This is a genomic window from Ramlibacter sp., from assembly GCF_035655895.1.
Classification (GTDB): Bacteria; Pseudomonadota; Gammaproteobacteria; order Burkholderiales; family Burkholderiaceae_C; genus Ramlibacter.
In genome coordinates this window covers 305286-326333 of sequence record NZ_DASRTN010000008.1, presented here as the reverse complement: position 1 = coordinate 326333, position 21048 = coordinate 305286, and the positions used below count along the sequence as shown (strand labels likewise).

Annotated in this window: 21 protein-coding genes; 16 read left to right on the top strand and 5 right to left on the bottom strand. The window is 71.5% G+C overall.

Annotation, left to right across the window (positions count from 1 at the left end):
• Nucleotides 1-3 precede the first annotated feature (3 nt).
• Together VFE82_RS11170 and ypfJ are read right to left on the bottom strand one after the other, a co-directional pair.
• Nucleotides 4-1449 carry a DEAD/DEAH box helicase gene (locus tag VFE82_RS11170; RefSeq protein ID WP_325000383.1) on the bottom strand — a complete coding sequence of 482 codons (1446 nt, stop codon included), beginning with the start codon at nucleotides 1447-1449 and terminating at the stop codon, nucleotides 4-6.
• Between the two features lie 149 nt (nucleotides 1450-1598).
• Nucleotides 1599-2471, bottom strand: coding sequence for a KPN_02809 family neutral zinc metallopeptidase (gene ypfJ, locus VFE82_RS11165; protein ID WP_325000382.1), 873 nt, complete (start codon nucleotides 2469-2471; stop codon nucleotides 1599-1601).
• Nucleotides 2472-2498: 27 nt separating this feature from the next.
• On the opposite strand from ypfJ, the gene pcp reads away from it, so the two are divergent.
• From pcp to VFE82_RS11130, 7 genes are all read left to right on the top strand, one after another.
• Nucleotides 2499-3170 (top strand): pyroglutamyl-peptidase I, encoded by a 672-nt coding sequence (pcp, locus tag VFE82_RS11160; RefSeq protein WP_325000381.1) that lies wholly within the window; start codon nucleotides 2499-2501, stop codon nucleotides 3168-3170.
• 68 nt (nucleotides 3171-3238) lie between these two features.
• Complete coding sequence (locus tag VFE82_RS11155) at nucleotides 3239-4090, top strand: 3',5'-nucleoside bisphosphate phosphatase (RefSeq protein WP_325000380.1); 852 nt, start codon at nucleotides 3239-3241, stop codon at nucleotides 4088-4090.
• Nucleotides 4087-5001 (top strand): DMT family transporter, encoded by a 915-nt coding sequence (locus VFE82_RS11150; protein ID WP_325000379.1) that lies wholly within the window; start codon nucleotides 4087-4089, stop codon nucleotides 4999-5001. The genes VFE82_RS11155 and VFE82_RS11150 overlap by 4 nt, the downstream gene beginning before the upstream one ends.
• A 6-nt stretch (nucleotides 5002-5007) precedes the next feature.
• Nucleotides 5008-5643 carry an L-threonylcarbamoyladenylate synthase gene (locus VFE82_RS11145; RefSeq protein WP_325000378.1) on the top strand — a complete coding sequence of 212 codons (636 nt, stop codon included), beginning with the start codon at nucleotides 5008-5010 and terminating at the stop codon, nucleotides 5641-5643.
• Nucleotides 5644-5736: 93 nt separating this feature from the next.
• Nucleotides 5737-6405 (top strand): site-2 protease family protein, encoded by a 669-nt coding sequence (locus VFE82_RS11140; protein ID WP_325000377.1) that lies wholly within the window; start codon nucleotides 5737-5739, stop codon nucleotides 6403-6405.
• Nucleotides 6406-6410: 5 nt separating this feature from the next.
• On the top strand, nucleotides 6411-7748 hold the full coding sequence (locus VFE82_RS11135) for a tryptophan--tRNA ligase (protein WP_325000376.1): 1338 nt from the start codon (nucleotides 6411-6413) through the stop codon (nucleotides 7746-7748).
• Between the two features lie 43 nt (nucleotides 7749-7791).
• On the top strand, nucleotides 7792-8406 hold the full coding sequence (locus VFE82_RS11130; RefSeq protein WP_325000375.1) for a response regulator transcription factor: 615 nt from the start codon (nucleotides 7792-7794) through the stop codon (nucleotides 8404-8406).
• 6 nt (nucleotides 8407-8412) lie between these two features.
• Here VFE82_RS11130 and VFE82_RS11125 read toward each other — a convergent pair whose 3' ends face one another.
• Both VFE82_RS11125 and rpoN read right to left on the bottom strand, forming a co-directional pair.
• Nucleotides 8413-9873 (bottom strand): HAMP domain-containing sensor histidine kinase, encoded by a 1461-nt coding sequence (locus VFE82_RS11125; RefSeq protein ID WP_325000374.1) that lies wholly within the window; start codon nucleotides 9871-9873, stop codon nucleotides 8413-8415.
• A gap of 28 nt (nucleotides 9874-9901) precedes the next feature.
• Nucleotides 9902-11302, bottom strand: coding sequence for an RNA polymerase factor sigma-54 (rpoN, locus tag VFE82_RS11120; RefSeq protein ID WP_325000373.1), 1401 nt, complete (start codon nucleotides 11300-11302; stop codon nucleotides 9902-9904).
• Between the two features lie 316 nt (nucleotides 11303-11618).
• On the opposite strand from rpoN, the gene VFE82_RS11115 reads away from it, so the two are divergent.
• The 6 genes from VFE82_RS11115 to VFE82_RS11090 all read left to right on the top strand — a co-directional run bounded on the left by VFE82_RS11115 (nucleotide 11619) and on the right by VFE82_RS11090 (nucleotide 18077).
• The gene (locus VFE82_RS11115) at nucleotides 11619-14234 is read left to right on the top strand and encodes an ATP-binding protein (protein ID WP_325000372.1); all 2616 of its coding nucleotides are present in this window, start codon (nucleotides 11619-11621) and stop codon (nucleotides 14232-14234) included.
• Nucleotides 14235-14337: 103 nt separating this feature from the next.
• Nucleotides 14338-15741 carry a sigma-54 dependent transcriptional regulator gene (locus tag VFE82_RS11110; protein WP_325000371.1) on the top strand — a complete coding sequence of 468 codons (1404 nt, stop codon included), beginning with the start codon at nucleotides 14338-14340 and terminating at the stop codon, nucleotides 15739-15741.
• 102 nt (nucleotides 15742-15843) lie between these two features.
• The gene (locus tag VFE82_RS11105; protein ID WP_325000370.1) at nucleotides 15844-16083 is read left to right on the top strand and encodes a KGG domain-containing protein; all 240 of its coding nucleotides are present in this window, start codon (nucleotides 15844-15846) and stop codon (nucleotides 16081-16083) included.
• A gap of 104 nt (nucleotides 16084-16187) precedes the next feature.
• Nucleotides 16188-16487: a hypothetical protein gene (locus VFE82_RS11100; protein WP_325000369.1), complete on the top strand. Its 300-nt coding sequence runs from the start codon at nucleotides 16188-16190 to the stop codon at nucleotides 16485-16487.
• Nucleotides 16488-16588: 101 nt separating this feature from the next.
• A complete protein-coding gene (locus VFE82_RS11095) occupies nucleotides 16589-17572 on the top strand; it encodes a Ku protein (RefSeq protein WP_325000368.1) in 984 nt (327 codons plus the stop codon).
• A gap of 7 nt (nucleotides 17573-17579) precedes the next feature.
• The gene (locus tag VFE82_RS11090) at nucleotides 17580-18077 is read left to right on the top strand and encodes a hypothetical protein (protein ID WP_325000367.1); all 498 of its coding nucleotides are present in this window, start codon (nucleotides 17580-17582) and stop codon (nucleotides 18075-18077) included.
• 69 nt (nucleotides 18078-18146) lie between these two features.
• On the opposite strand, the gene VFE82_RS11085 is transcribed toward VFE82_RS11090, so the two are convergent.
• A complete protein-coding gene (locus VFE82_RS11085) occupies nucleotides 18147-18374 on the bottom strand; it encodes a hypothetical protein (protein ID WP_325000366.1) in 228 nt (75 codons plus the stop codon).
• A gap of 297 nt (nucleotides 18375-18671) precedes the next feature.
• On the opposite strand from VFE82_RS11085, the gene VFE82_RS11080 reads away from it, so the two are divergent.
• Genes VFE82_RS11080 through VFE82_RS11070 form a run of 3 tightly spaced genes read left to right on the top strand, consistent with a single transcriptional unit; the run spans nucleotide 18672 to nucleotide 21029 of the window.
• Nucleotides 18672-19055, top strand: a complete 384-nt coding sequence (locus VFE82_RS11080; protein WP_325000365.1) for a TraR/DksA family transcriptional regulator — start codon at nucleotides 18672-18674, stop codon at nucleotides 19053-19055.
• Between the two features lie 40 nt (nucleotides 19056-19095).
• Complete coding sequence (otnK, locus tag VFE82_RS11075) at nucleotides 19096-20379, top strand: 3-oxo-tetronate kinase (RefSeq protein WP_325000364.1); 1284 nt, start codon at nucleotides 19096-19098, stop codon at nucleotides 20377-20379.
• On the top strand, nucleotides 20376-21029 hold the full coding sequence (locus VFE82_RS11070; protein WP_325000363.1) for an aldolase: 654 nt from the start codon (nucleotides 20376-20378) through the stop codon (nucleotides 21027-21029). Before otnK ends, VFE82_RS11070 begins: the two co-directional genes overlap by 4 nt.
• Nucleotides 21030-21048 lie beyond the last annotated feature (19 nt).

Below are 21048 nucleotides of genomic sequence, written 5' to 3'. Positions count from 1 at the left end.
GCGTCAGCTCGCCGACTTGAACAGCGCGGCGACCTTGCGCTTGGGCTTGATGTTGGCCGAGACGCGGCTGGTCGCGGGCTTGGCGCCGCCTTCCCAGGCCGGCTTGACCTCGCCTTCGGGCGCCTCGTAGGGCTGGTCGAAGAACGGATCGCGCGGTGCCGCGGCGGGCGCGGGGCGCGATTCCCGGACCGGGCGCGGTGCCCGCTCGCGGTCCCGGCCGGCGTCCAGCGCGTCGCGCGGGTCACCGACTTCGCCCTGCTCGCGCCAGGCGCGGCGGCCGTCGTTGATGCGGCCACGCGGGCGCTCGTCTTCGTACTCGAGCGCCTCGAGGTCGATCTTCTTCTTGAGCAGCTTCTCCAGGTCGGCCACCAGCCGGGCGTCGCTGCCCGAGACCAGGGTCACGGCCAGGCCGGAGGCGCCGGCGCGCCCGGTGCGGCCGATCCGGTGGACGTAATCCTCCGGGTTGAACGGCACGTCGAAGTTGAAGACCGCCGGCACGTCCTTGATGTCCAGGCCGCGCGCCGCCACGTCGGTGGCGACCAGCAGGTCGACCTCGCCCGCCTTGAAGGCGGCCAGTGCCTTGAGCCGTTCGTCCTGGCTCTTGTCGCCGTGCAGCGCCGTCGTCTTGAGCCCCTCGCGCTCCAGCGACCGGGCCAGCCGCGCGCAGCCCAGCTTGCTGTTGACGAACACGAAGGCCTGGCGGATGCCGCGCTGGCGCACGATCTGCTTGACCGCGCGGCGCTTGTCGTCGTCCGTCACGCTGTAGAAATGCTGCTCGACGGTGGACGCCGTGGCGTTCGGCCGCGCCACCTCGATCGTCACCGGATCCTGCAGGTAGCTGGAAGCCAGCCGCTTGATCTCCGGCGAGAACGTGGCCGAGAACAGCAGCGTCGTCCGCTGCTTGGGCAGGTACGACAGGATGCGCTGCAGGTCGGGTAGGAAGCCGATGTCCAGCATGCGGTCGGCCTCGTCGAGCACGACGTACTCGACCTGGTTGAGCACCGCGTTCTTGGCCTCGATGTGGTCCAGCAGGCGACCGGGGGTGGCCACCAGGACCTCGACACCACGCTTGAGCTCCAGCGTCTGCGGCTTCATGTCCATCCCGCCGAAGACGACGGCACTGCGCAGGTTGGTGTGCTTGGCGTAGAGCTTGATCTGCTGGGCGACCTGGTCGGCCAGCTCGCGGGTGGGCAGCAGCACCAGCGCGCGCACCGGGTGCCGGGCGGGCGAGGTGGAGGCGTTTTCGTGCTTGAGCAGGCGGTGCAGCAGCGGCAGCGAGAACGCCGCCGTCTTGCCGGTGCCGGTCTGCGCGGCGCCCATCACGTCCTTGCCGGTCAGCACGACCGGGATGGCCTGTGCCTGGATGGGGGTCATCTGCTCGTAGCCCATCTCGGCCACGGCTCGTGCCAGCGGCTCAGCCAGCGACAGGTTGGAGAAGGATGCGCTCATGTCAACCCGGGATTGTCGCACTTGGCGCCGCGGCGGTCCTGGCGACCGCCAGCAGCCCCACGGCGGAGCCCGCCATGCCGGCCGGCGGCGGCCCGGGGGCACGGACGCGGCAGCGCCGAACGCCAGTCCCCCCGCGCTCGACCGGGCGGCTACAAGGCCGCGGCCCGGAAGGTGTCGCAGGCCTGGACGCTGCCGCTGCGCCAGCCGTTGGTGAACCAGCGCTGGCGCTGCGCGCTGCTGCCGTGGGTGAAGCTCTCGGGCACCACTGCGCGGCCCGCGGACCGCTGCAGCGTGTCGTCCCCGATGCGCGCGGCCGCATTGATGGCCGATTCGATGTCGCCCGGATCCAGCCACTGCTTGGACTGCTGGGAGTAGTGGGCCCACACGCCCGCGAAGCAGTCGGCCTGCAGTTCCAGCCGCACGCTCATGGCGTTGGCCTGCTGCTGCGTGCTGCGGGCGCGCAGCTGATCGACCCGGTCGGTGATGCCGAGCAGGTGCTGCACGTGGTGCCCGACCTCGTGGGCGATCACGTACGCCTGCGCGAACTCGCCGGGCGCGCCGAGCTGGTCGCGCAGCGTCCGGTAGAAGCCCAGGTCGATGTAGACCTTCTGGTCGGCTGGACAGTAGAACGGCCCCATGGCCGACTGGCCGGCCCCGCAGCCGGTGCGGATGCCGCCGCTGAACAGGGCCAGCTTGGGTTCGCGGTACGTGGCCCCGCCCTGGGCGAAGACCTGCCGCCAGACGTCCTCGGTGTCCGCCAGGACGGTGGAGACGAAGCGCGCCGAGCGGTCCTGCGCCGGCGGCGCGTGGGCGGGCGCCTGCTGCTGCACCGGCGCCGGCCCGCCGCTGAGCAGGCCCAGGATCGTCAGCGGGTTGATGCCGAAGATGGCGCCGCCCACCAGGGCGATCACGAGGGTGCCGATGCCGATGCTGCGTCCCCCGAGGCCGAAGCCCCCACCCCCGCCGCCGTGGCCGCGGTAGTCCTCGACGTTGTCGGATTCGCGATTGCCTTCCCACCGCATGGCACACCCTTCCTGTACAGTGCCCGAATGCTAAGCGCACCCGCGGCGCGGACTGTCGGCCAACCCCGCATCCTCGTCACCGGTTTCGACCCGTTCGGCGGGCAACCGGTCAACCCCAGCTGGCTCGCCGCCCAGGCACTCGACGGCCTCGACATCGAGGGCCACCGGGTCGTGTCGGCCCAGCTGCCCACCCGTTTCGCCAGCGCCCTGCCGTGCCTGCAGGAGCTGCTGGCCGGCGTGCGGCCCTCGCTGGTGCTGTGCACCGGGCAGGCCGGCGGCCGCTCGGCGATCTCGTTCGAGCGGGTCGCCATCAACGTCAACGACGCGCGCATCCCCGACAACGGCGGCGAGCAGCCGATCGACACTCCGGTCATCGAAGGCGGTCCCGCGGCGTACTTCAGCACCCTGCCCATCAAGGCCATGATGGCCGCGCTGCTGGGCGAAGGCATCCGGGCCGACGTGTCGCAGAGCGCCGGCACCTTCGTGTGCAACCACGTGTTCTACGGCCTGATGCACCTGCTGGCCACCGACCCGCGCTGGGCCGGTGTGCGCGGGGGCATGGTGCACGTGCCCTGGCTGCCACAGCAGGGCCAGCCCTCGATGACCCAGGAGCAGGTGGTGCACGGCCTGCAGGTCGCGCTGCGCTGCGCGGTGCGCACGCGGGCCGACCTGCGGCTGCAGGCCGGCGCGATCAGCTGACCTCGTCCGGCACAGGGGCGCGCGCCGCGCCGGCCCATTGCGCCGGGGGCAGAGCCTAGAATCGGACGGTGGCCATCCTCAACGCCGACCTGCACTGCCACTCCGTGGTCTCCGACGGCACGCTCACGCCCGAGGCGCTCGCGGCGCGCGCCGCCGCCAATGGCGTCGAGCTGTGGGCGCTGACCGACCACGACGAGATCGGCGGCCAGCACCGCGCCGCCGCGGCCGCGCGCGAGCACGGGATGAAGTACCTCACCGGCACCGAGATCTCGGTCACCTTCGCCGGCGAGACCGTGCATATCGTCGGGCTGGGCTTCGACCCCGACGATCCGCAGATGCGCGAAGGCCTGCTTGCCACCCGTGGCGGCCGCGGCGCCCGCGCCCACGAGATGGCCGCCCAGCTGGCGCAGGTCGGCATCCAGGGCGCCTACGAAGGCGCGCTCCGGTACGTCGGCAATCCCGAGCTGATCTCGCGCACCCACTTCGCCCGGTTCCTGGTCGAGGCCGGCTTCTGCAAGGACACCAGCGAGGTGTTCCGCAAGTACCTCACGGAAGGCAAGCCCGGCTACGTTCCGCATCGCTGGGCGTCGCTCAGGGACGCGGTGCAGTGGATCACGCGTTCCGGCGGCATGGCCGTGGTCGCCCATCCGGCGCGCTACCGCTTCACGCCGAACGAGGAGTACGCCCTGTTCTCCGAGTTCAAGGCCCACGGCGGCCAGGCCGTCGAGGTGGTCACCGGCAGCCACACGGCTGCCGAGTACGTGCGGTACGCCGCCACCGCCAAGGAGTTCGGCCTGGCGGCCTCGCGCGGCAGCGACTTCCACAGCCCCGACGAGAGCCACACCGACCTGGGCCGGCTGCCCTACCTGCCGGGCGAGCTGACCCCGGTCTGGGAACTGCTGGCCGACCGCCTCCGGTGACCGTGCCGGCGCGTGCGGCACGCGGTGCCCGCTCCGAGTTGCTGGGCATCGGCCTGGTGCTGGTGGCCGCGGCCTGCTTCTCCACGCTGGACACCACCACCAAGCTGGTGAGCGCTTCGGTGCCGCTGCTCATGGCCCTGTGGTTCCGCTACGCGTTCCAGGCGCTGGCCACCACCGCCGTCGTGCTGCCCTGGCGCGGCCTCGCCGTGCTGCGCACGCGGCACCTGCCGTTCCAGTGCCTGCGCGGCGCGCTGCTGCTGGTCAGCAGCCTGCTTGCGTTTGCCAGCCTGCGCGTGATGCCGGTGGGCGAGTTCACCGCCATCGTGATGATGGGGCCCTTGGCCGTGACGCTGCTGGCGGCCACGGTGCTGAAGGAACACGTGTCGGGCCTGCGCTGGACGCTGGTGGCGGGCGGCTTCGCCGGCACCCTGGTGATCATCCGCCCGGGTGGGGAGAGCTTCAGCTGGGCGACGCTGCTGCCGCTCGGGCTCGTGGCCAGCAACGCCTGGTTCCAGGTGCTCACCAGCAAGCTGGCGCGCACCGAGGACCCGGTGACCATGCACCTGTACACCGGCTGGGTCGGCACGCTGGTGGCGTCGGTGACGCTGCCGATGGTCTGGACCCCGCTGCAGGATCCCTGGCTGTGGGCCGGCCTGTGCTTCATGGGCCTGATGGGCACGGTCGGGCACTTCCTGCTGATCCTCGCCTTCCGCAACGCACCCGCCGCGACGCTGACGCCGTACCTGTATTCGCAGATCGCCTTCTCGATGCTGGGCGGCTGGCTCGTGTTCTCGCACATGCCGGACCACTGGTCGCAGCTGGGCATGGGGCTGATCGCCCTGTGCGGCGCCGGCGGCGCCTGGCTCACCGTGCGCGAGGCACGCAACGTGCCCCGCACCGCCCAAGTCTGAACCGCCATGGCCCAGTACTTCGAACTCCATCCCGACAATCCGCAGCAGCGGCTGCTCAAGCAGGCGGTCGCCCTGCTGGAGCAGGGCGGCATCCTGGCGGTGCCCACCGACTCGAGCTACGCGCTGGCCTGCCACCTCGACGACAAGACCGCCGCCGACCGGCTGCGCCAGCTGCGCCGGGTCGACGAGAAGCACCACCTCACGCTGCTGTGCCGTGACCTGAGCGAGCTGGCGAACTATGCCCGCGTCGACAACCGCCAGTACCGGCTCCTCAAGCTGGGCACGCCGGGGCCGTATGCCTTCATCCTCGAAGCCACGCGCGAGGTGCCCCGGCGCGTGAGCCACCCGCAACGCAAGACCATCGGGCTGCGCGTGCCCGACCACCCGGTGCTGCAGCAACTGCTGGAGCTGCACGGCGGTCCGCTGCTGGCCACCACCCTGATCCCGCCCGGCGAGAGCGACCCGTTGAACGACCCCGAGGAGATCCGGCGCCGCTGGCAGCACCAGATCGAGGGCGTGATCGCGGCCGGCGCCTGCCCGCTGGAGCCGACCACGGTGGTCGACCTCACCGCGATGGGCACGGGAGGGGACGCGGTCGTGACGCGCCTGGGCCGCGGCGATCCGCAGCGGCTGGGACTGTAGCCGCCGGGGCTGGCCCGCCAGAGTCCCGGCGCCGGCAGGTGGCAGCCGGGGCCGGCGGCGCCCGGCCACATCCCCTCTGAGACAATCCCGGCGGTGGACCTCAACAACCTCATTCAGACCGTCCTGATCTACGCGCTGCCGGTGCTCTTCGCGATCACCGTGCACGAGGCGGCGCACGGCTACGTCGCCCGCTACCTGGGCGACAACACCGCCTACATGATGGGCCGCGTCACGCTCAACCCCCTCAAGCACATCGATCCGATCGGCACGATCGCGATGCCGCTGCTGCTGTACTTCGCGACCTCCGGCGCCTTCCTGTTCGGCTACGCCAAGCCGGTGCCGGTCAACTTCGGCCACCTTCGCCGCCCCAAGCGCGACATGGTGTGGGTGGCGCTGGCCGGGCCGGCCTCCAACTTCATCCAGGCCATCCTGTGGGCCGTGGTCTTCACCGTGCTGGTCGCAGCCGACGTGAACGAGCGCTTCTTCCTCGAGATGGCCAAGGCCGGCGTGCTGGTGAACCTGGTGATGTGGGCGTTCAACCTGTTCCCGCTGCCGCCGCTGGACGGCGGCCGGGTCCTCACCGGGCTGCTGCCACGCCGCGCGGCCTACACCTTCAGCCGGATCGAGCCCTGGGGCTTCTTCATCGTCATGGGCCTGGTGATCGCCGGGATCGTCGGCAACCTGTGGCTGCGTCCGCTGATCGACGTCGGCTACTCCGTCCTCGGCGTGCTCCTGTCCCCGCTCAAGACGCTGCTCTCCTGACCGTCATGTCCACTCCCGTCGTCCGCTTCCTCACCGGCATCACCACCACCGGCACGCCCCACCTGGGCAACTACGTCGGCGCCATCCGCCCCGCGGTGCGCGCCAGCCGCCGCCCCGGCACCGAGAACTTCTACTTCCTGGCCGACTACCACGCGCTGATCAAGTGTGACGAGCCCGCCCGCATCCAGCGCTCCACGCTGGAGATCGCGGCCTGCTGGCTGGCCGCCGGCCTCGATCCGGAGCAGGTGTTCTTCTACCGCCAGTCCGACATCCCGGAGATTCCCGAGCTGACCTGGCTGCTCACCTGCGTCACCGGCAAGGGGCTGCTGAACCGGGCGCACGCCTACAAGGCCTCGACCGACAAGAACCTGGCCGCCGGCCGCGATCCCGACGCCGACGTCACCGCCGGCCTCTTCATGTACCCGGTGCTGATGGCCGCGGACATCGTCCTGTTCAACGCGCACCGCATCCCGGTGGGCCGCGACCAGATCCAGCACATCGAGATGGCGCGCGACATGGCCGCCAGCTTCAACCACCTGTACGGCGAGCGCTTCGTGCTGCCCGAGGCGGCGGTCGACGAATCCGTGGCCACCCTGCCGGGCCTGGACGGCCGCAAGATGAGCAAGAGCTACGACAACACCATCGCGCTGTTCGCCCCGCGCGAGCAGGTGCGCAAGCAGATCTTCTCCATCGTCACCGACTCGCGCGCGCCCGGCGAGCCGAAGGAAGTCGAGGGCTCCGCGCTGTTCCAGATCTACGAGGCCTTCGCCGACCAGGCCGAGACGCAGGCGCTGCGCCAGGCGTACGCCGACGGCATCGCCTGGGCCGACGCCAAGCAGCTGCTGTTCGAGCGCGTCGACCGCGAGATCGCGCCGATGCGCGAGCGCTACGACGCGCTGGTGGCCGACCCCGCGCAGCTCGAGCGCATCCTGCAGGCCGGCGCGGCGAAGGCGCGCAACCGGGCCACGCCGTTCCTTGCGACGCTGCGCCACGCGGTCGGCTTGCGCAACCTGGCGCCGACCGGAACGACCCACGATGCGACCGGCAACCTGGTCGGCGGCGGCGCCAGCATGAAGGGCTCGGCATCCGCCAAGGCCAAGGTTGCCCTGCCCGCCTTCAAGCAGTACCGCGAGTCCGACGGCCGCCACTACTTCAAGTTCGTCGACGCCTCGGGCGGGCTGCTGCTCCAGAGCGCCGGCTTCGACTCGCCCCAGGACGCAGGCAAGGCGGTCGCCCGCCTGAAGCAGCAAGGCTGGCAGGACGGCGACACCGCGGCCACCCCCGCCGCGGGCGTCACCGGCGAGACGGTCCGCGCCGCACTGGCCCTGCTCGCGGCGTCCTGACGCCGGGAAGCCGATTCGACTGCGGGTATCCTTGCGCCTGCCCATGAAGCCGACACCGAACCCAGCCACCCTGTACGTGATCGACGACCACCCGCTGATGCGGGAAGCGGTGGTCATGCTGCTGCGTCGGCTGCGTCCGGGTGCGACGGTGATCGAGCTCGATCGCATCGGTGGGATGGAAGGCGCCGTGCGCCAGCACGGCTTTCCCGACCTGATCTGCCTGGACCTGAAGCTGCCCGACACCACCGGCACCTCCGGCGTCCACGAGATGAAGAACCGCTTCCAGCAGGCGCCGCTGGCGGTGCTCTCGGCCTCGCCCGCGGCCGACGCGGAAGAAGCGTGCATCGAGGCCGGCGCCGACATCTACATCGAGAAGTCGTCGGGCGCGCAGGAGATCGGCAATGCGTTGCGCGCACTGCTCACCACGGACGGCAGCTTCGAGGAACTCGCGCCCACCGACAACAAGCTGTCCAAGCGCCAGAAGCAGCTGATCGTGATGCTTGACCGCGGGCTGTCCAACCGCGAGATCGCCGACGAGCTCGGCATCAGCGAGCACACGGTCAAGGTCCACCTGTGGCGGCTGTTCCGCCGCCTGGGCGTCAAGAGCCGCACCCAGACCATCCACTACGCCCGCACGCACGGGCTGCTCGCCAGCTAGGTCGTTTCAGCCCGGCGCCGTGCCCGCGCCGGTGGTCACCGTCCCCAGGTCCGACCGGCCCTGCTTGAGCCGGTCGATCGCCGACGCCGCGCGCTGCGCCGCGTGGCCGCGGTCGGTGGGATGCACCAGCAGGCGGAACACCGTGCCACGCCCCGGCCGCGACGCCAACTCCAGCGGGTGCCCGAGGATGTGCGACAGCCGCGAGACGATGTAGAGCCCCAGGCCGAAGCCTTCGTCGGTCCCGGCGTGGCCGGGCACCTTGAAGAACTCGCGAAAGATCTCGCGCTGGTGCACCGGCGCAATGCCGACGCCGGTGTCCCAGACCTCGATGCGCGGCCCGCGGCGCGTCATCCGCGCGGCCACCAGCACGCCTCCTTCGGTGGTGTACTTGACGGCGTTGGAGATCAGGTTGCCGACCAGGCGCTGCAGCAGGATCGGATCGGAGGTCACCGACCCGGCCACCGCATGCACCCGGAACCTCAACCCCTTGGCTTCGGCCAGCGGGCGGTACTGCAGTTCCAGGTCGTGCAGCAGTTTGTCAAGCCGCAGTTCCTCGATGTTGAGCCGGATCTTCCCGGAGTCCAGCCGCACCAGGTCGAACAGCGAGTCGAACAGGGCGTTCACCGCCTTGGTCGACTCGACGATCTTGGGCGCGATCTCGTGCACCAGCTCCGGCTCGCTGCCCAGCCAGTCGGCATACAGGCCCAGCGCATGGACCGGCTGGCGGATGTCGTGCGCGGCGCTCGCGAGGAACCGGTTCTTGATCTCCACGGCCTCCAGGGCCGCCTGCGTCTGCCGCGTGAGCGACTCGATCAGCTGGTTGTTGCGGTACTGCAGCTCGTAGTTCTTGCGCAGCGTGACGTGCTGACGCAGGCCCGCCTGGCGCAGCACCTGCCAGAAGATCAGCAGCAGCACGACCAGCCACCAGTGGTCGACCGCCACGCCGAAGCCCAGCTCCACGCCGATGCGCCAGGACATGGCGGCCAGCGCGGTGAGCGCCAGGGCGTCCAGCGAACGGCGCATGGTGGGCAGGTGGCTCGAGAGGCTGTTGATGGCGAACATCGCCATGCCCGCAAGCACCAGCCAGCAGACGAACTGGTCGGCCAGGGGCGCGCGGTCGAAGAACAGCAGGACGCTGATCCCCCAGACGATGCTGCCGGCCGGCCACAGAGCCGCCCAGCGGTGCAGGAAGTCCAGTTGCGCCGCCGTGCCCGACTCGGCCACGGCGCGGTCGTAGCGGCGCAGCATCGTGAAGCGGGCCAGCGCGACCACGGCGGCGAACCCCGCCCACGTGAGCAGCGGCGCCAGCGAGGCGTCGCTCCAGAGCATGACGACGAAGACCGGCACCAGGAGCAGGCCGAGGTAGCGCGTGGTGCGCTGGGTGCGCATGAGGCTGCGCACCAGTTCGCCCTCGACCCACTGCGCCTCGGCCGCGACGGCGACGGGCGAGGCAGGATCGGGCTTCATGCGCCCGAGTCTAGCGGGCCGGTCGAGCTCAGGCCGGCTGTCCGGCGCGGCGGCGCTCCGCCGGCTCGATCTTCATCAGCTGCCGGTACTTGGTGACCGTGCGACGGGCGACCTTCAGTCCCTGGAAGGCCAGCTGGCGGGCGATCTCCACGTCCGACATCGGCTGGGCCGGCGACTCCGCGGCGATCAGCTCCTGGATCAGGCCGCGGATCGCCGTCGGCGAGCACTCGCCGCCGTTCGCCGTCGCCAGCCCGCGCGAGAAGAAGTACTTCAGCTCGTACACGCCGCAGGGCGTGGCCATGAACTTGTTGTTGGTGACGCGCGAGACGGTCGACTCGTGGACACCCACTTCCTGCGCGATCTCCCGCAGGGCGAGCGGCTTCATCGCCATCGCGCCATAGGCCAGGAACCGGTGCTGCCGGCGCAGGATGGCCTGGGCCACGGCCAGGATGGTGGAGAAGCGCTGCTCCACGTTGCGCACCGTCCAGCGTGCCTCCTGCAGGTGGGCACCCAGCTCGCCATGGTCGGCATTGCGGTGGCGGCGGAACAGCTCGGCGTAGCTGCGGTTGAGCCGCACCTTGGGTACCACGGCCTCGTTGAGCACGGCGGTCCACTGCCCGCGCACCTTGCGCACGATCACGTCCGGCGTCACGTATTGCACCGAAGGGGCGCCGAAGCGCCAGCCGGGACGCGGGTCGAGCCGGCGGATGGCGGCGCACGCGGCTTCCGCGTCGGCCAGGGGCACCCCCAGCCGGCGCGCGACGGCGGGCATGTCGCGGCTGGCCAGGCACTGCACGCAATCGCGCAGGATGCGCCCGGCGAGCTCGCGCTTGCGGTCGCAGGGGATCTTCGACAGCTGCAGCCGCAGGCACTCCACCACGTCGCGCGCGCCCACCCCGGCGGGTTCCAGCGACTGCACGCGGCACAGCGCGATCATCAGTTCGTCGGCATCGGGCAGCGGATCCAGCGGCACGAGCCCGGCCAGCTCGGCCAGCGGAGTGCGCAGGTAGCCGTCCTCGTCCAGCGACTCGATGACCGCCGCGGCCAGCATCCAGTCGCGATCCGGCAGCGGCACCAGGTTCAGCTGCCCGAGCAGGTGGTCGGCCAGCGAGGTCTGCGCGGCCAGCGTGTCGAACACGCTGTCGCCATCGCCATCGACCACGCGCGAGCGCGCGATCGGCTCGGCGCCCCATGTGCTCACCTCGGGTGGCGGCTCGGTCTCCAGCGGCGCGGCCGCCTCGTCGGCGGTCGGCAGGTCGAGCGCACCGGCCGCTTCGTCGGCCTCCAGGAAGGGGTTGTTGTCCAAGGCGTCCCGGACGACCTGCGAGAAGTCGAGGGAGGACATCTGCAGCAGCTTCACCGCGCGTTGCAGCCGGGGCGACAACGCGGGCTGCAATGTGGAACTGATCTGCAGGCTCAACGAATGCATCCGATCTCCTGTGCTTGAAAAGTCCGGCGGCGCCGGACGGCCGACGGTCGCCGCAAATCGCATGCCGGAAGGGGCAAGCGGTGCGTCCTGGACACCATCGAAACGAGCCGTCACCGCCTGCCCGTCCGTGCAGTCCCGAGCGTACGAATCCAGCTGCCGCGCAGGTTTGGCTTTCTGTAAATCTTGCGCGGCCTTGCCTGCCCTGCCCATCGCTGCCGCAGCCCTTGCCGCAAGGGTGGTCGCGGGCGACACACTCTGTTGCGGCAGCGCCCTTCCACAGCTCGGCAGCGGTACGCTGCCCTGCCCACCCGCGACGATGGACCCGCGCACCGACTCTCCCGCCCCGACGCAGCGGCCGCCCGTTCCGCTGCGGCGCTCGCTCGTGGCCGTGATCCTGCTGGCATTGCTGCCGATGACGGTTCTGGTGTGCGCGCAGCTGCTGGTGGAGATCCGGTCGGAGCAGGCGCGCATCGAAGCGGACCTGGCGCGCTCGGCCGCCGCCCTGTCGCAGGCGGTCGGCCAGGAGCTGGACGCCTCGCTGGACGCCCTCGCCGCCCTGTCCCACGCCGACGTCGTGCGGCAAGGCCGGCCGGAGCAGCTCGAGCGGATGCTGCGGCAGCGGCCGCTACCGCGGCGCGACTGGACAGGCGTGTTCCTCCTCGATGCCGGTGGCGCCCCCGTGTTCGACACCAGCGCCGCGGCGGCCCAGGGCGGCGACGCGCAGCTCGCCGCCCTGCACGAGCAGGTCGCCCGCAGCGCGCGGCCGGCGGTCTCCGGGCTCGTCCCCGGCGCAGCACCGCACGTCCTCGTCGCGATGCCGCTGCTGCAGGGCGCGCAAGTCAGGCAGGTGCTGGGCGCGCGCGTGCCCGTGGGCACGTGGCAGCGGATCACGCAGGCCGCCAGCCGCCCCGCGGGCGGCGAGGTGCTCCTGCTCGACGCGCAGCGCCGGCCCATCGCCGGGACCCTGCCAGGCCCCTCGGCCGGGCAGGCTTCGCTCCCGGCCGACGCGCCGCGGCAGCGACCCCCCGGCGTGCTGCGCACGACCGGCACGGACAGGCGCCCCGTCTACGCGGCCTGGCAGCCGCTGCCCACCGCCGGCTGGGAGGTGCAGGTGCAGGTGCCGGCCCGCCCGATCGACGCCGCGCACCGCCGTGCGATCCTGGGTGCGCTGTCCGCCATCGCCGGCACGCTCCTGCTCGGTGCCCTGCTCGCCACCCTGGCGGCCAGGCGGATCTCCCGCCCGTTGCAGACGCTCGCCACGCAGGGCCACGCCGGCCTGCCCGGGCGGGTCGACGTGCAGGAGATCGCGATGCTGCGCGACGCGCTGCGCGAGGCCACGCGCAACGACGAACGGGTGCGCCGCGAACTCGAGGCCGACATCGGACAGCGGCGCCGGGTCGAGGGCGAACTGCTGGCGGCGCACGAGCAGCTGCAGGCCCAGCAGCGGCTGATGGAGCTGGCGCAGGAAGCCGGGCATGTCGGCTTCTTCCACTACGCCTTCGACGGCGACACGCTGACCTGGACCGCTGGCCATTGCAAGCTGTTCGGGGTGCCGGCGCTCGATGGCGGCACGCTGGGTCACTGGCTCGACAGGATCGACGCCGCCGACCGCGACCGCGTGGAGCGGGAGTTCTGGACCGCCTGCGCGCTGCGACGCGAGACCGCCACGATCGACTACGCCGTGAGCCGGCCCGATCAGCGCCTGCGCTGGCTGTCGAGCCGGCTGCTGCTGCGCTACCGGGCCGACGGCGCGGCCAGCCAGGCCACCGGGGTGTCGGTGGACATGACCGACCAGCGCGAGGCGGAGATCGAGCGCATCCGGCTGACCGAGCGTGCGCTGGCCGCGCGCCAGGAAGCGGAAGCCGCCAGCCGGGCGAAGGACGAGTTCCTGTCGATGCTCGGGCACGAGCTGCGCAATCCGCTGGGTGCCGTCTCGGCGGCGGTGGACGTGCTGGAGGCGGCGCCGGCCGGCAGCGCCGAGGCCGCCGAGGCGCGGTCCATCATCGGGCGGCAGACGCGCAACCTCGCGCATGTGATGAACGACCTGCTGGACGTCGGGCGCGTGATCGCCGGCAGGATCGTGCTGGCCCGCCAGCCGGTCGAGCTGGCCGCGGTGTTCGACCGGGTGCGGCGCACGCTCGAGCTGACCGGCGCGTCCACCGGGCACCAGCTCGCTCTGGACGTTTCGCAGGCCTGGGTCGAGGGCGACGCGGTGCGGCTGGAGCAGGTGATGACCAACTTGGTCACCAACGCGATCAAGTACACCCCGCCCGGTGGACGCATCGAGGTCCGGATCGCGGCGCACGAAGGCCAGGCCTTGTTCGAGGTGCGCGACTCGGGCGTCGGCATTCCGGCCGACCTCCTGCCGCGCGTGTTCGACCTGTTCGTGCAGGGCGAGCGGCCGCTCGACCGAGGCGCGGGCGGCCTTGGCATCGGGCTCACCCTGGTGCGCCGCCTGGTCGATCTGCATGGCGGCACCGTGGGGGCCGACAGTTCAGCGCGCGGCAGCCGCTTCACCGTGCGCCTCCCGGGGATCGCACCGCCCGCGCGCCACGCGGCCGAGGCGCTGCCCCTGTCGCGTCGGCGGCGGGTGCTGGTGATCGACGACAACCAGGACGTGCTGGCGGCGCTGCGCTCCAAGCTCGAGCTGGACGGCCACACCGTCGCCACCGCCGCCGATGGCATCGACGGGCTCAGCCGCCTGCTGCGAACGCAACCGGAGGTGTCGATCGTCGACATCGGCCTGCCGGGCATGACGGGCTACGAAGTGGCCCGCCATGCACGGGCGGCCGGCTACGCGGGCCGCATGATCGCGCTGTCCGGCTACGGGCAGGACAAGGATGTGCGCAACGCGCTGGTCGCCGGCTTCGACGCCTACCTCGTCAAGCCGGTGGAGCGCACCCAGTTGCGCGCCAGCCTGAACGAGACGTGACGCAGCTCGGCGCTTGCCTGCCGTTACACCCGGACCGCGCAGTCACCCGAATAATCAGCACGACATTCCGCAAACGCGGAGCAGAAGACTTCTGGGAGCACCGATGGGTCATGCATTGATCGTCGAGGACGACGCCGACGCGGCGCGCATGATGGCGCAGCTGGTGGCCAAGGAGGGCTTCTCCGCGGCCACCGCGCAGTCACTGCGCGAGGCGCGGCGCCAGATGGCGTTGCAGCAGCCCGACGTGGTGCTGCTCGACCTGCGCCTGCCCGACGGCAACGGCATGGCCCTGCTGGACGATACCGACCTGATCGGCAATTCCGAGGTGGTGTTCATGACCGGACATGCCAGTCTGGAGACATCCATCCAGGCGCTGCGCTACGGGGCGGCCGACTACCTGGTCAAGCCGGTCAGCGCGCGGCAGCTGCAAAGCATCCTGTCGCGGGTGATGAAGCCCTCGGTGCTCAAGGACGAAGTGCGCCTGCTGCACGACGACCTCCAGCGCTCCGGCCGCTTCGGCCACCTGGTGGGCACCTCGCAGCCGATGGCCCAGATCTACGAGCAGATCGCCCGCGTGGCCGGCACCTCGGTGAGCGTGTTCATCACCGGCGAGAGCGGCACCGGCAAGGAACTGGTCGCCCGCACGGTGCACGACCTGAGCCGGCGGCGCGCCCGTCCGTTCCTCGCGGTGAACTGCGGCGCCATCTCGCCCAACCTGATCGAGAGCGAGATCTTCGGCCACGAGAAGGGCAGCTTCACCGGCGCCGAGCGCCAGCACCAGGGCTTCTTCGAGCGGGCCCACGGCGGCACGCTGTTCCTCGACGAGATCACCGAGATGCCGCTGGAGCTGCAGGTCAAGCTGCTGCGCGTGCTGGAGACGGGCACCTTCATGCGGGTGGGCTCCACCACGCTGCAGGAGACCGACGTGCGCGTGGTGGCCGCCGCCAACCGGGACCCGGCGCAAGCCGCAGCCCAGGGGCGTTTCCGCGAGGACCTGCTGTACCGGCTGAATGTGTTCCCGCTGGAGCTGCCGCCGCTGCGCGAGCGCCTCGAGGACCTGCCCTTGCTGGTCAAGCACTTCCTGCACGAGATCGGCCAGCGCGAAGGGGTGGCCAAGCGGGCCACGCCGGAGGCGATGCAACGCCTGGCCACGTACCGGTGGCCGGGCAACGTGCGCGAGCTGCGCAACGTGCTGCAGCGCGCCTGGGTGATGTCCTCCGGCCCGGAGATCACGGACCAGTGGCTGCCGCGCGATCCGTCGCAGGTGGCAGGCGCGGCGCCCGTGGCGACGGCGCCGGCCGCCGCACCCGCGGCCGGTCTCGCCGCGCTGCCCGCGGCCGCCTCCGGCACGGTGGAAGTGGCGATCGGCACGCCGCTGGCCGCCGTCGAACGGCAGGTGATCCTGGCCACGCTTGCCCACTACGGCCACCACAAGGAGCGCACCGCCGCGGCGCTCGGGGTCAGCCTCAAGACCCTCTACAACCGCCTGAAGGAATACGGGCTCTGAGAAGCGGCGCGCCCCGCGCCAAAGGCTGAGTTCCTCCCGCCTGGGCATGCCCGTTGCCATGCATTGGTCCCAACCGACATCACTCTGAAAGGACAGGGCAACATGGCTTCTCAAGACACTTCGCCGCAAAAGCAGGACTCGGGCGGCAGCGCCAAACGCAGTCTGCGCGGTTTCGCGGCGATGGATCCCCAGCGCCAGCGCGAGATCGCCAGCCTGGGTGGCCGGGCCGCCCACCAGAGCGGGCACGCGCACGAATTCACCACCGAGGAAGCGCGTGCCGCGGGCAAGAAGCGCCATGCCGCCAGGCAGGGCGCGGGCGCCGACACCCAGGGCAGCCGCTGATCGACACGGGCGCTCCACCGCCGCGCTGTAGGACGCGGCGGCGGCAGGCCCCTTCCACCCGCTGACAAGGGCGCGGCGCGCGGGTTCCCACAATGGGCAGAGCCATGGAAACCACGCCGCCCTCCGCCCCGACGCTGCAGGATGCCAGCCGAGCCCTGTGGCTGGCCACGCTGTCCCTCATGGCGGCGTTCATGCAGACGCAGGCGCCCGCCCATCGCTACCTGATGGCGCGGCGCATCGCACGCAACTTCGAAACCCTGCGCGAGCAGGAGTGCTTCGACGCCGACTGTCGTCGACGCTTCGCCCGGCTCGGTTCGCGCTGGCAGGCACAGGCCGACCGGCTCCAGGGCCGACCGGCCCCTTCGCCGTGGCAGCGCATGCTGCAGGTCGTCGGGCTGGGCTGAACGCGCCGGCTGTACGCAGCCGCCTACACCGCCGGGTGCGGGCCGACTACAGCCGAGGCCCCTGCACATTTGCAGACTCCCCGCAACATTTGCTTGAACCGATGGCAACCAAGAAAGGCATGGCCCCGACCTCCACGCGCACGCTGTGGAAAGGCGCCATCACGTTCGGTCTGGTGCACATCCCGATCGGGCTGTACTCGGCCACCGCCGAGAGCGGGATCGACTTCGACTGGCTGGACCGCAGGACGATGGACCCGGTCGGCTACAAGCGCATCAACAAGAAGACCGGCAAGGAAATCGACAAGGACGACATCGTCAAGGGCGTCGAGTGGCAGGACGGCCAGTACGTGGTGCTGAGCCCCGAGGAGATCGCCCAGGCCTATCCGCGCACCACCCAGACGATCGAGATCGAAGCCTTCGTCGATGCCGACGAGGTGCCCTTCGTGTACCTGGAGCGCCCCTACTACGTCGGTCCGGTGAACAAGGGCGACAAGGTCTACGCGCTGCTGCGCGAAGCGCTCAAGCAGACGCGCAAGGTGGGCATCGCCAAGGTGGTGATCCAGACCAAGCAGCACCTGGCGGTGCTGATCCCCTGCGGCCCCGCCCTCGTGCTCAATCTGCTGCGCTGGGGTGGCGAGATCCGCTCCTGGGAAGACCTGAAGCTGCCGCCGTCCGACGCCAAGGCCGCGGGCGTGAAGGAGGCCGAGCTGAACATGGCGCGCCAGCTGATCGAAGGCATGACGGCGCACTGGAGTGCCGACGCCTTCCGCGATTCGTTCAAGGACGAGATCATGAAGCTGGTCGAGTCCAAGGCCGAGGCCGGCCAGACCGAGGCCGTGCGCAAGGTGGAGACCGAGCAGGCGCAGCCCGGCGCGGACGTGATCGACCTGACCGAGCTGCTCAAGCGCAGCCTGCGGGGCGGTGCTGGTGCTGGTGCTGGTGTTCGCAGCAGCGCCGCGGCACCGGCGCCCGCCAAGACCAGGGCCGCGGCCAAGCCGGCCGCCGGCAAGACACCCGCCAAGGCTGCTGCCAAGTCTGCTGCCAAGAAGGCGCCGGCCAAGACCCGGGCGCGCCGCGCGGCCTGAGGACGCCATGTCCAGCGTGACCTACCACGCGCTCTGGCTGCTGGGCGCGCTGGCCTTGATCGCGCTGGGCAGCGCGTTGATCACGCGGCACCTGCGGCTGCGCGAGTGGCGGCGGCAAGGCGCGGAGGATGCGCTGGAAGCCCTGGCGCGCTATTGCGAGTGGCTGGCGGAGCAACGACGCAGCGCCGGCTTCAGCCTGCAGCGACCAGGCCCGGCCGATGCCCTGGCGCAGCTGAGAAGCCTGCAGCAGGCCCGGTTCCCGCAGCTCGCACCGGCCATGGTGCAGCTGCTGGCGGTGCACGCCCGCACGCTGGATTTCCTGTGGCGCCAGCAGCTGCTCCGGCTGAACGACCCCGAGGCATGGCTCGAGTCGGACCATGACGGCCGCTTCATGGCGCTGTGGCGCGAGCACCGGGCGGCCGTGCATGCGCTGGCCGATCTGCTGCGCGAACGCGCCGGGGGCCCGCTGCACGACGCGGAACCCGAGTCCGTGTTCCCCGCCTGAGCCCGCGCCGGCGCCGGACGAAAAAAAGCCCCGGCAAGCGGCCGGGGCGGTGGCGACATCGCGGTTCGCTCAGGCGCTGGGGCTGTCGTTGCCGCTGGCCGGACGCGCTTCGGCGGCGCGGCGGGTGCGCACTTCGACGCTGCGGCGGGCAGCGGCACGGGCCTCTTCACGCGAGAACTGGTGCGCGCGGCCGGCAGCATGCGCGGTGCGGCCACCCAGGGCGGCGACCTGCTTCATCTTCTCGGGATCGAGCAGAGCGAATCCACGCTTGCGGGGGGTGTCGGTCGGATTGGTCATGGTGTGCTCCTGGTGAAAAGGTTGCCCATCCTTGGCGAAGCTCAGCTGTCTTCCTGTAGGACAACACCCCGCGTCGTCGTCGGTTGACGGAGGAAGGGGCCCGGCGGACTGGCGCGGCCTTGCAACTGAATACTTTTTAACGATGGGCTGTGGCGGGGCCGGACACACGGGAGGTGGCGACGCCCACGTTTCGATGCCGAAAGACGGGTAACAGCCGCCCCGCCCGGCCCCACGGTCCCGGGCCGCGCGCGAACAATGCTCCGGACGTTGGCGCGAGCGCCGCAACCCACCGAGAGCATGAACGAGTCACAACGAAGCGAACTGGATCAGCTGCTGCAGCAGCGTGAAGCCGACCTGCGCGCGGGCGTGCGCGGGCTGCGCGAGGACATCGCCGCGCCGGCCGGGGACACCGGCCCGGAGGTGCGCGACGGCCCGGAAGATGGCGACGCCCGAATGATGACCACGCTCGACGTCACCCAGCTGCGGCGCCAGGACAGCGAGCTGCGCGAGGTCATCGAAGCGCGCGAACGGATGCAGCGCGGCGAGTACGGCCGCTGCGAGGAATGCGACGAGCCGATCCCGTTCGAGCGGCTCAAGGCCCGCCCCGAAGCCCGCTTCTGCATCCGCCACGAGGAAGCATGGGAGAAGGCGCACCCGCAGGTCGGCGCCCTTCCCACCTGAGCCGCGCCGCACGCCGGCCGGGCTTGTCATACTCGCGGGCGTGACACCGCCCGACGCCCGCCCGCCCCTGCGCCTCGGCTGCATCGCCGACGACTTCACCGGCGCCACCGACCTGGCCAACAACCTCGTGCGCGCCGGCATGCGGGTGGTGCAGACCATCGGCGTGCCCACCGGGCCGGTCGACGACGTGGACGCGGTGGTGGTCGCGCTCAAGTCCCGCACCATCCCCGCCGCGCAGGCGGTGGAGCAGTCGCTGCAGGCGCTGCGCTGGTTGCAGGCCCAGGGCTGTTCGCAGGTCTATTTCAAGGTCTGCTCCACCTTCGATTCGACGCCGCAGGGCAACATCGGACCGGTCGCCGAAGCCCTGCTGGACGCGCTGGACGCACCCTTCTGCTGCGTGACGCCCGCGTTCCCGGCAACCGGGCGCACCGTCTATCAGGGCCACCTGTTCGTCGGCGAGGTGCTGCTGAGCGACTCGGGCATGCGCCAGCACCCGCTCACCCCGATGACCGACGCCAGCCTGGTGCGGGTGCTGCAGGCGCAATGCCGCCGCCGGGTCGGCCTGATCGGCCATGCCACGGTGCGCCAGGGCACCGGCGCGATCCGCGACCGCATGGCGCAGTTGCAGGCGCAAGGCGTGGCGTTCGGCATCGTCGACATCGTGGACGACGCCGACCTGCAGGTGCTGGGCCGTGCGCTGGCCGACGCGCCGCTGGTCGTTGCCGGCTCGGGGGTCGCGATCGGCCTGCCGCAGAACCATGGCTTGGCCCCGGGCGCGGACGCGGCGCGGCTGCCTGCGGTGCAGGGCCCTGCCGCCATCGTCTCGGGCAGCTGCTCGGTGGCCACCAATGACCAGGTGCAGCGTTTCGTGCGGGCAGGCGGGGCCGCGCTGGCCATCGATCCGCTGCGCATCGCGGCGGGCGACGACGTCGCGGCGCAGGCGCTGGCCTGGGCGCGTGCCCGGCTGGGCGCGCAGCCGGTGCTGGTCTATTCCAGCGCGTCGCCCGAGGCGGTGCGCGGCATCCAGCAGTCGCTCGGGGCCGCGACGGCGGGCGAACTGGTCGAGCGCACGCTCGCGGCCGTGGCACGCGGCCTGGTGGACCTGGGCGTCGGGCGGCTGATCGTCGCCGGCGGCGAGACCTCCGGCGCCGCCGTCCAGGCGCTGGGGGTGGCGCAGCTGCGCATCGGGCCGCAGATCGACCCCGGCGTGCCCTGGTGCTTCGCCCATGCCCAGGCGTGCGGCAGGCCGGTGCAGCTCGCGCTCAAGTCCGGCAACTTCGGCGGCCCCGACTTCTTCACCCGCGCCTTCGCGGTGGGCGCATGAACGAGGCCCGGGCACGCGAGGAGATCTGCCGCGTCGGCCGCAGCCTGTTCGAGCGCGGCTACGTGCACGGCACGGCCGGCAACATCAGCGTGCGCCTGGCGGACGGCTTCCTCATCACGCCCACCGACGCGTGCCTCGGCTTTCTCGAGCCCGGACGGCTGGCCCGGGTGGACCCGCAGGGCCGCCAGGTCGACGGCGACCCGGCCAGCAAGACGCTGCTGCTGCACCGGCGGATCTACGACGCCGCCGGGCATGCGGCAGGCTGCGTGCTCCACACGCACAGCACGCACTGCGTGGCCCTGACGCTGCAGCCGGTGGAAGGCGACCTGCTGCCGCCGATCACGCCCTACTTCGTGATGAAGGTGGGCCACGTGCCGGTCATCCCGTACCGGCGCCCCGGCGATCCCGCGGTGGGCGACCTGGTGGCGCAGGAGATCGCGCGCCACCACCAGCGCGGCACCCCGTTGCGCGCGGTCATGCTGGCGCGGCTGGGGCCGAACGTGTGGCACGAGACGCCCGCCAGGGCGATGGCGGTGCTGGAGGAACTCGAGGAGACCGCGCGCCTGTGGCACGGGGCGACGCCCCGCCCGGCGCCGCTGGACGCCGCGGCGCTGGCCGAACTGCGCGACGCCTTCGGTGCCCCCTGGTAGGCGCACGCCCGACCGCACC

Excerpts from the sequence above, each read along its gene's own strand:
- VFE82_RS11100 (WP_325000369.1), top strand. The coding sequence starts at position 16,188 with ATGGAAACCACGCCGCCCTCCGCCCCGACGCTGCAGGATGCCAGCCGA.
- VFE82_RS11110 (WP_325000371.1), top strand. The coding sequence starts at position 14,338 with ATGGGTCATGCATTGATCGTCGAGGACGACGCCGACGCGGCGCGCATG.
- VFE82_RS11115 (WP_325000372.1), top strand. The coding sequence starts at position 11,619 with ATGGACCCGCGCACCGACTCTCCCGCCCCGACGCAGCGGCCGCCCGTT.
- pcp (WP_325000381.1), top strand. The coding sequence starts at position 2,499 with ATGCTAAGCGCACCCGCGGCGCGGACTGTCGGCCAACCCCGCATCCTC.
- rpoN (WP_325000373.1), bottom strand. The coding sequence starts at position 11,302 with ATGCATTCGTTGAGCCTGCAGATCAGTTCCACATTGCAGCCCGCGTTG.
- VFE82_RS11145 (WP_325000378.1), top strand. The coding sequence starts at position 5,008 with ATGGCCCAGTACTTCGAACTCCATCCCGACAATCCGCAGCAGCGGCTG.
- VFE82_RS11130 (WP_325000375.1), top strand. The coding sequence starts at position 7,792 with ATGAAGCCGACACCGAACCCAGCCACCCTGTACGTGATCGACGACCAC.
- VFE82_RS11135 (WP_325000376.1), top strand. The coding sequence starts at position 6,411 with ATGTCCACTCCCGTCGTCCGCTTCCTCACCGGCATCACCACCACCGGC.
- VFE82_RS11125 (WP_325000374.1), bottom strand. The coding sequence starts at position 9,873 with ATGAAGCCCGATCCTGCCTCGCCCGTCGCCGTCGCGGCCGAGGCGCAG.
- VFE82_RS11170 (WP_325000383.1), bottom strand. The coding sequence starts at position 1,449 with ATGAGCGCATCCTTCTCCAACCTGTCGCTGGCTGAGCCGCTGGCACGA.
- VFE82_RS11080 (WP_325000365.1), top strand. The coding sequence starts at position 18,672 with ATGAACGAGTCACAACGAAGCGAACTGGATCAGCTGCTGCAGCAGCGT.
- VFE82_RS11085 (WP_325000366.1), bottom strand. The coding sequence starts at position 18,374 with ATGACCAATCCGACCGACACCCCCCGCAAGCGTGGATTCGCTCTGCTC.
- VFE82_RS11095 (WP_325000368.1), top strand. The coding sequence starts at position 16,589 with ATGGCAACCAAGAAAGGCATGGCCCCGACCTCCACGCGCACGCTGTGG.
- VFE82_RS11070 (WP_325000363.1), top strand. The coding sequence starts at position 20,376 with ATGAACGAGGCCCGGGCACGCGAGGAGATCTGCCGCGTCGGCCGCAGC.
- ypfJ (WP_325000382.1), bottom strand. The coding sequence starts at position 2,471 with ATGCGGTGGGAAGGCAATCGCGAATCCGACAACGTCGAGGACTACCGC.
- VFE82_RS11090 (WP_325000367.1), top strand. The coding sequence starts at position 17,580 with ATGTCCAGCGTGACCTACCACGCGCTCTGGCTGCTGGGCGCGCTGGCC.
- VFE82_RS11105 (WP_325000370.1), top strand. The coding sequence starts at position 15,844 with ATGGCTTCTCAAGACACTTCGCCGCAAAAGCAGGACTCGGGCGGCAGC.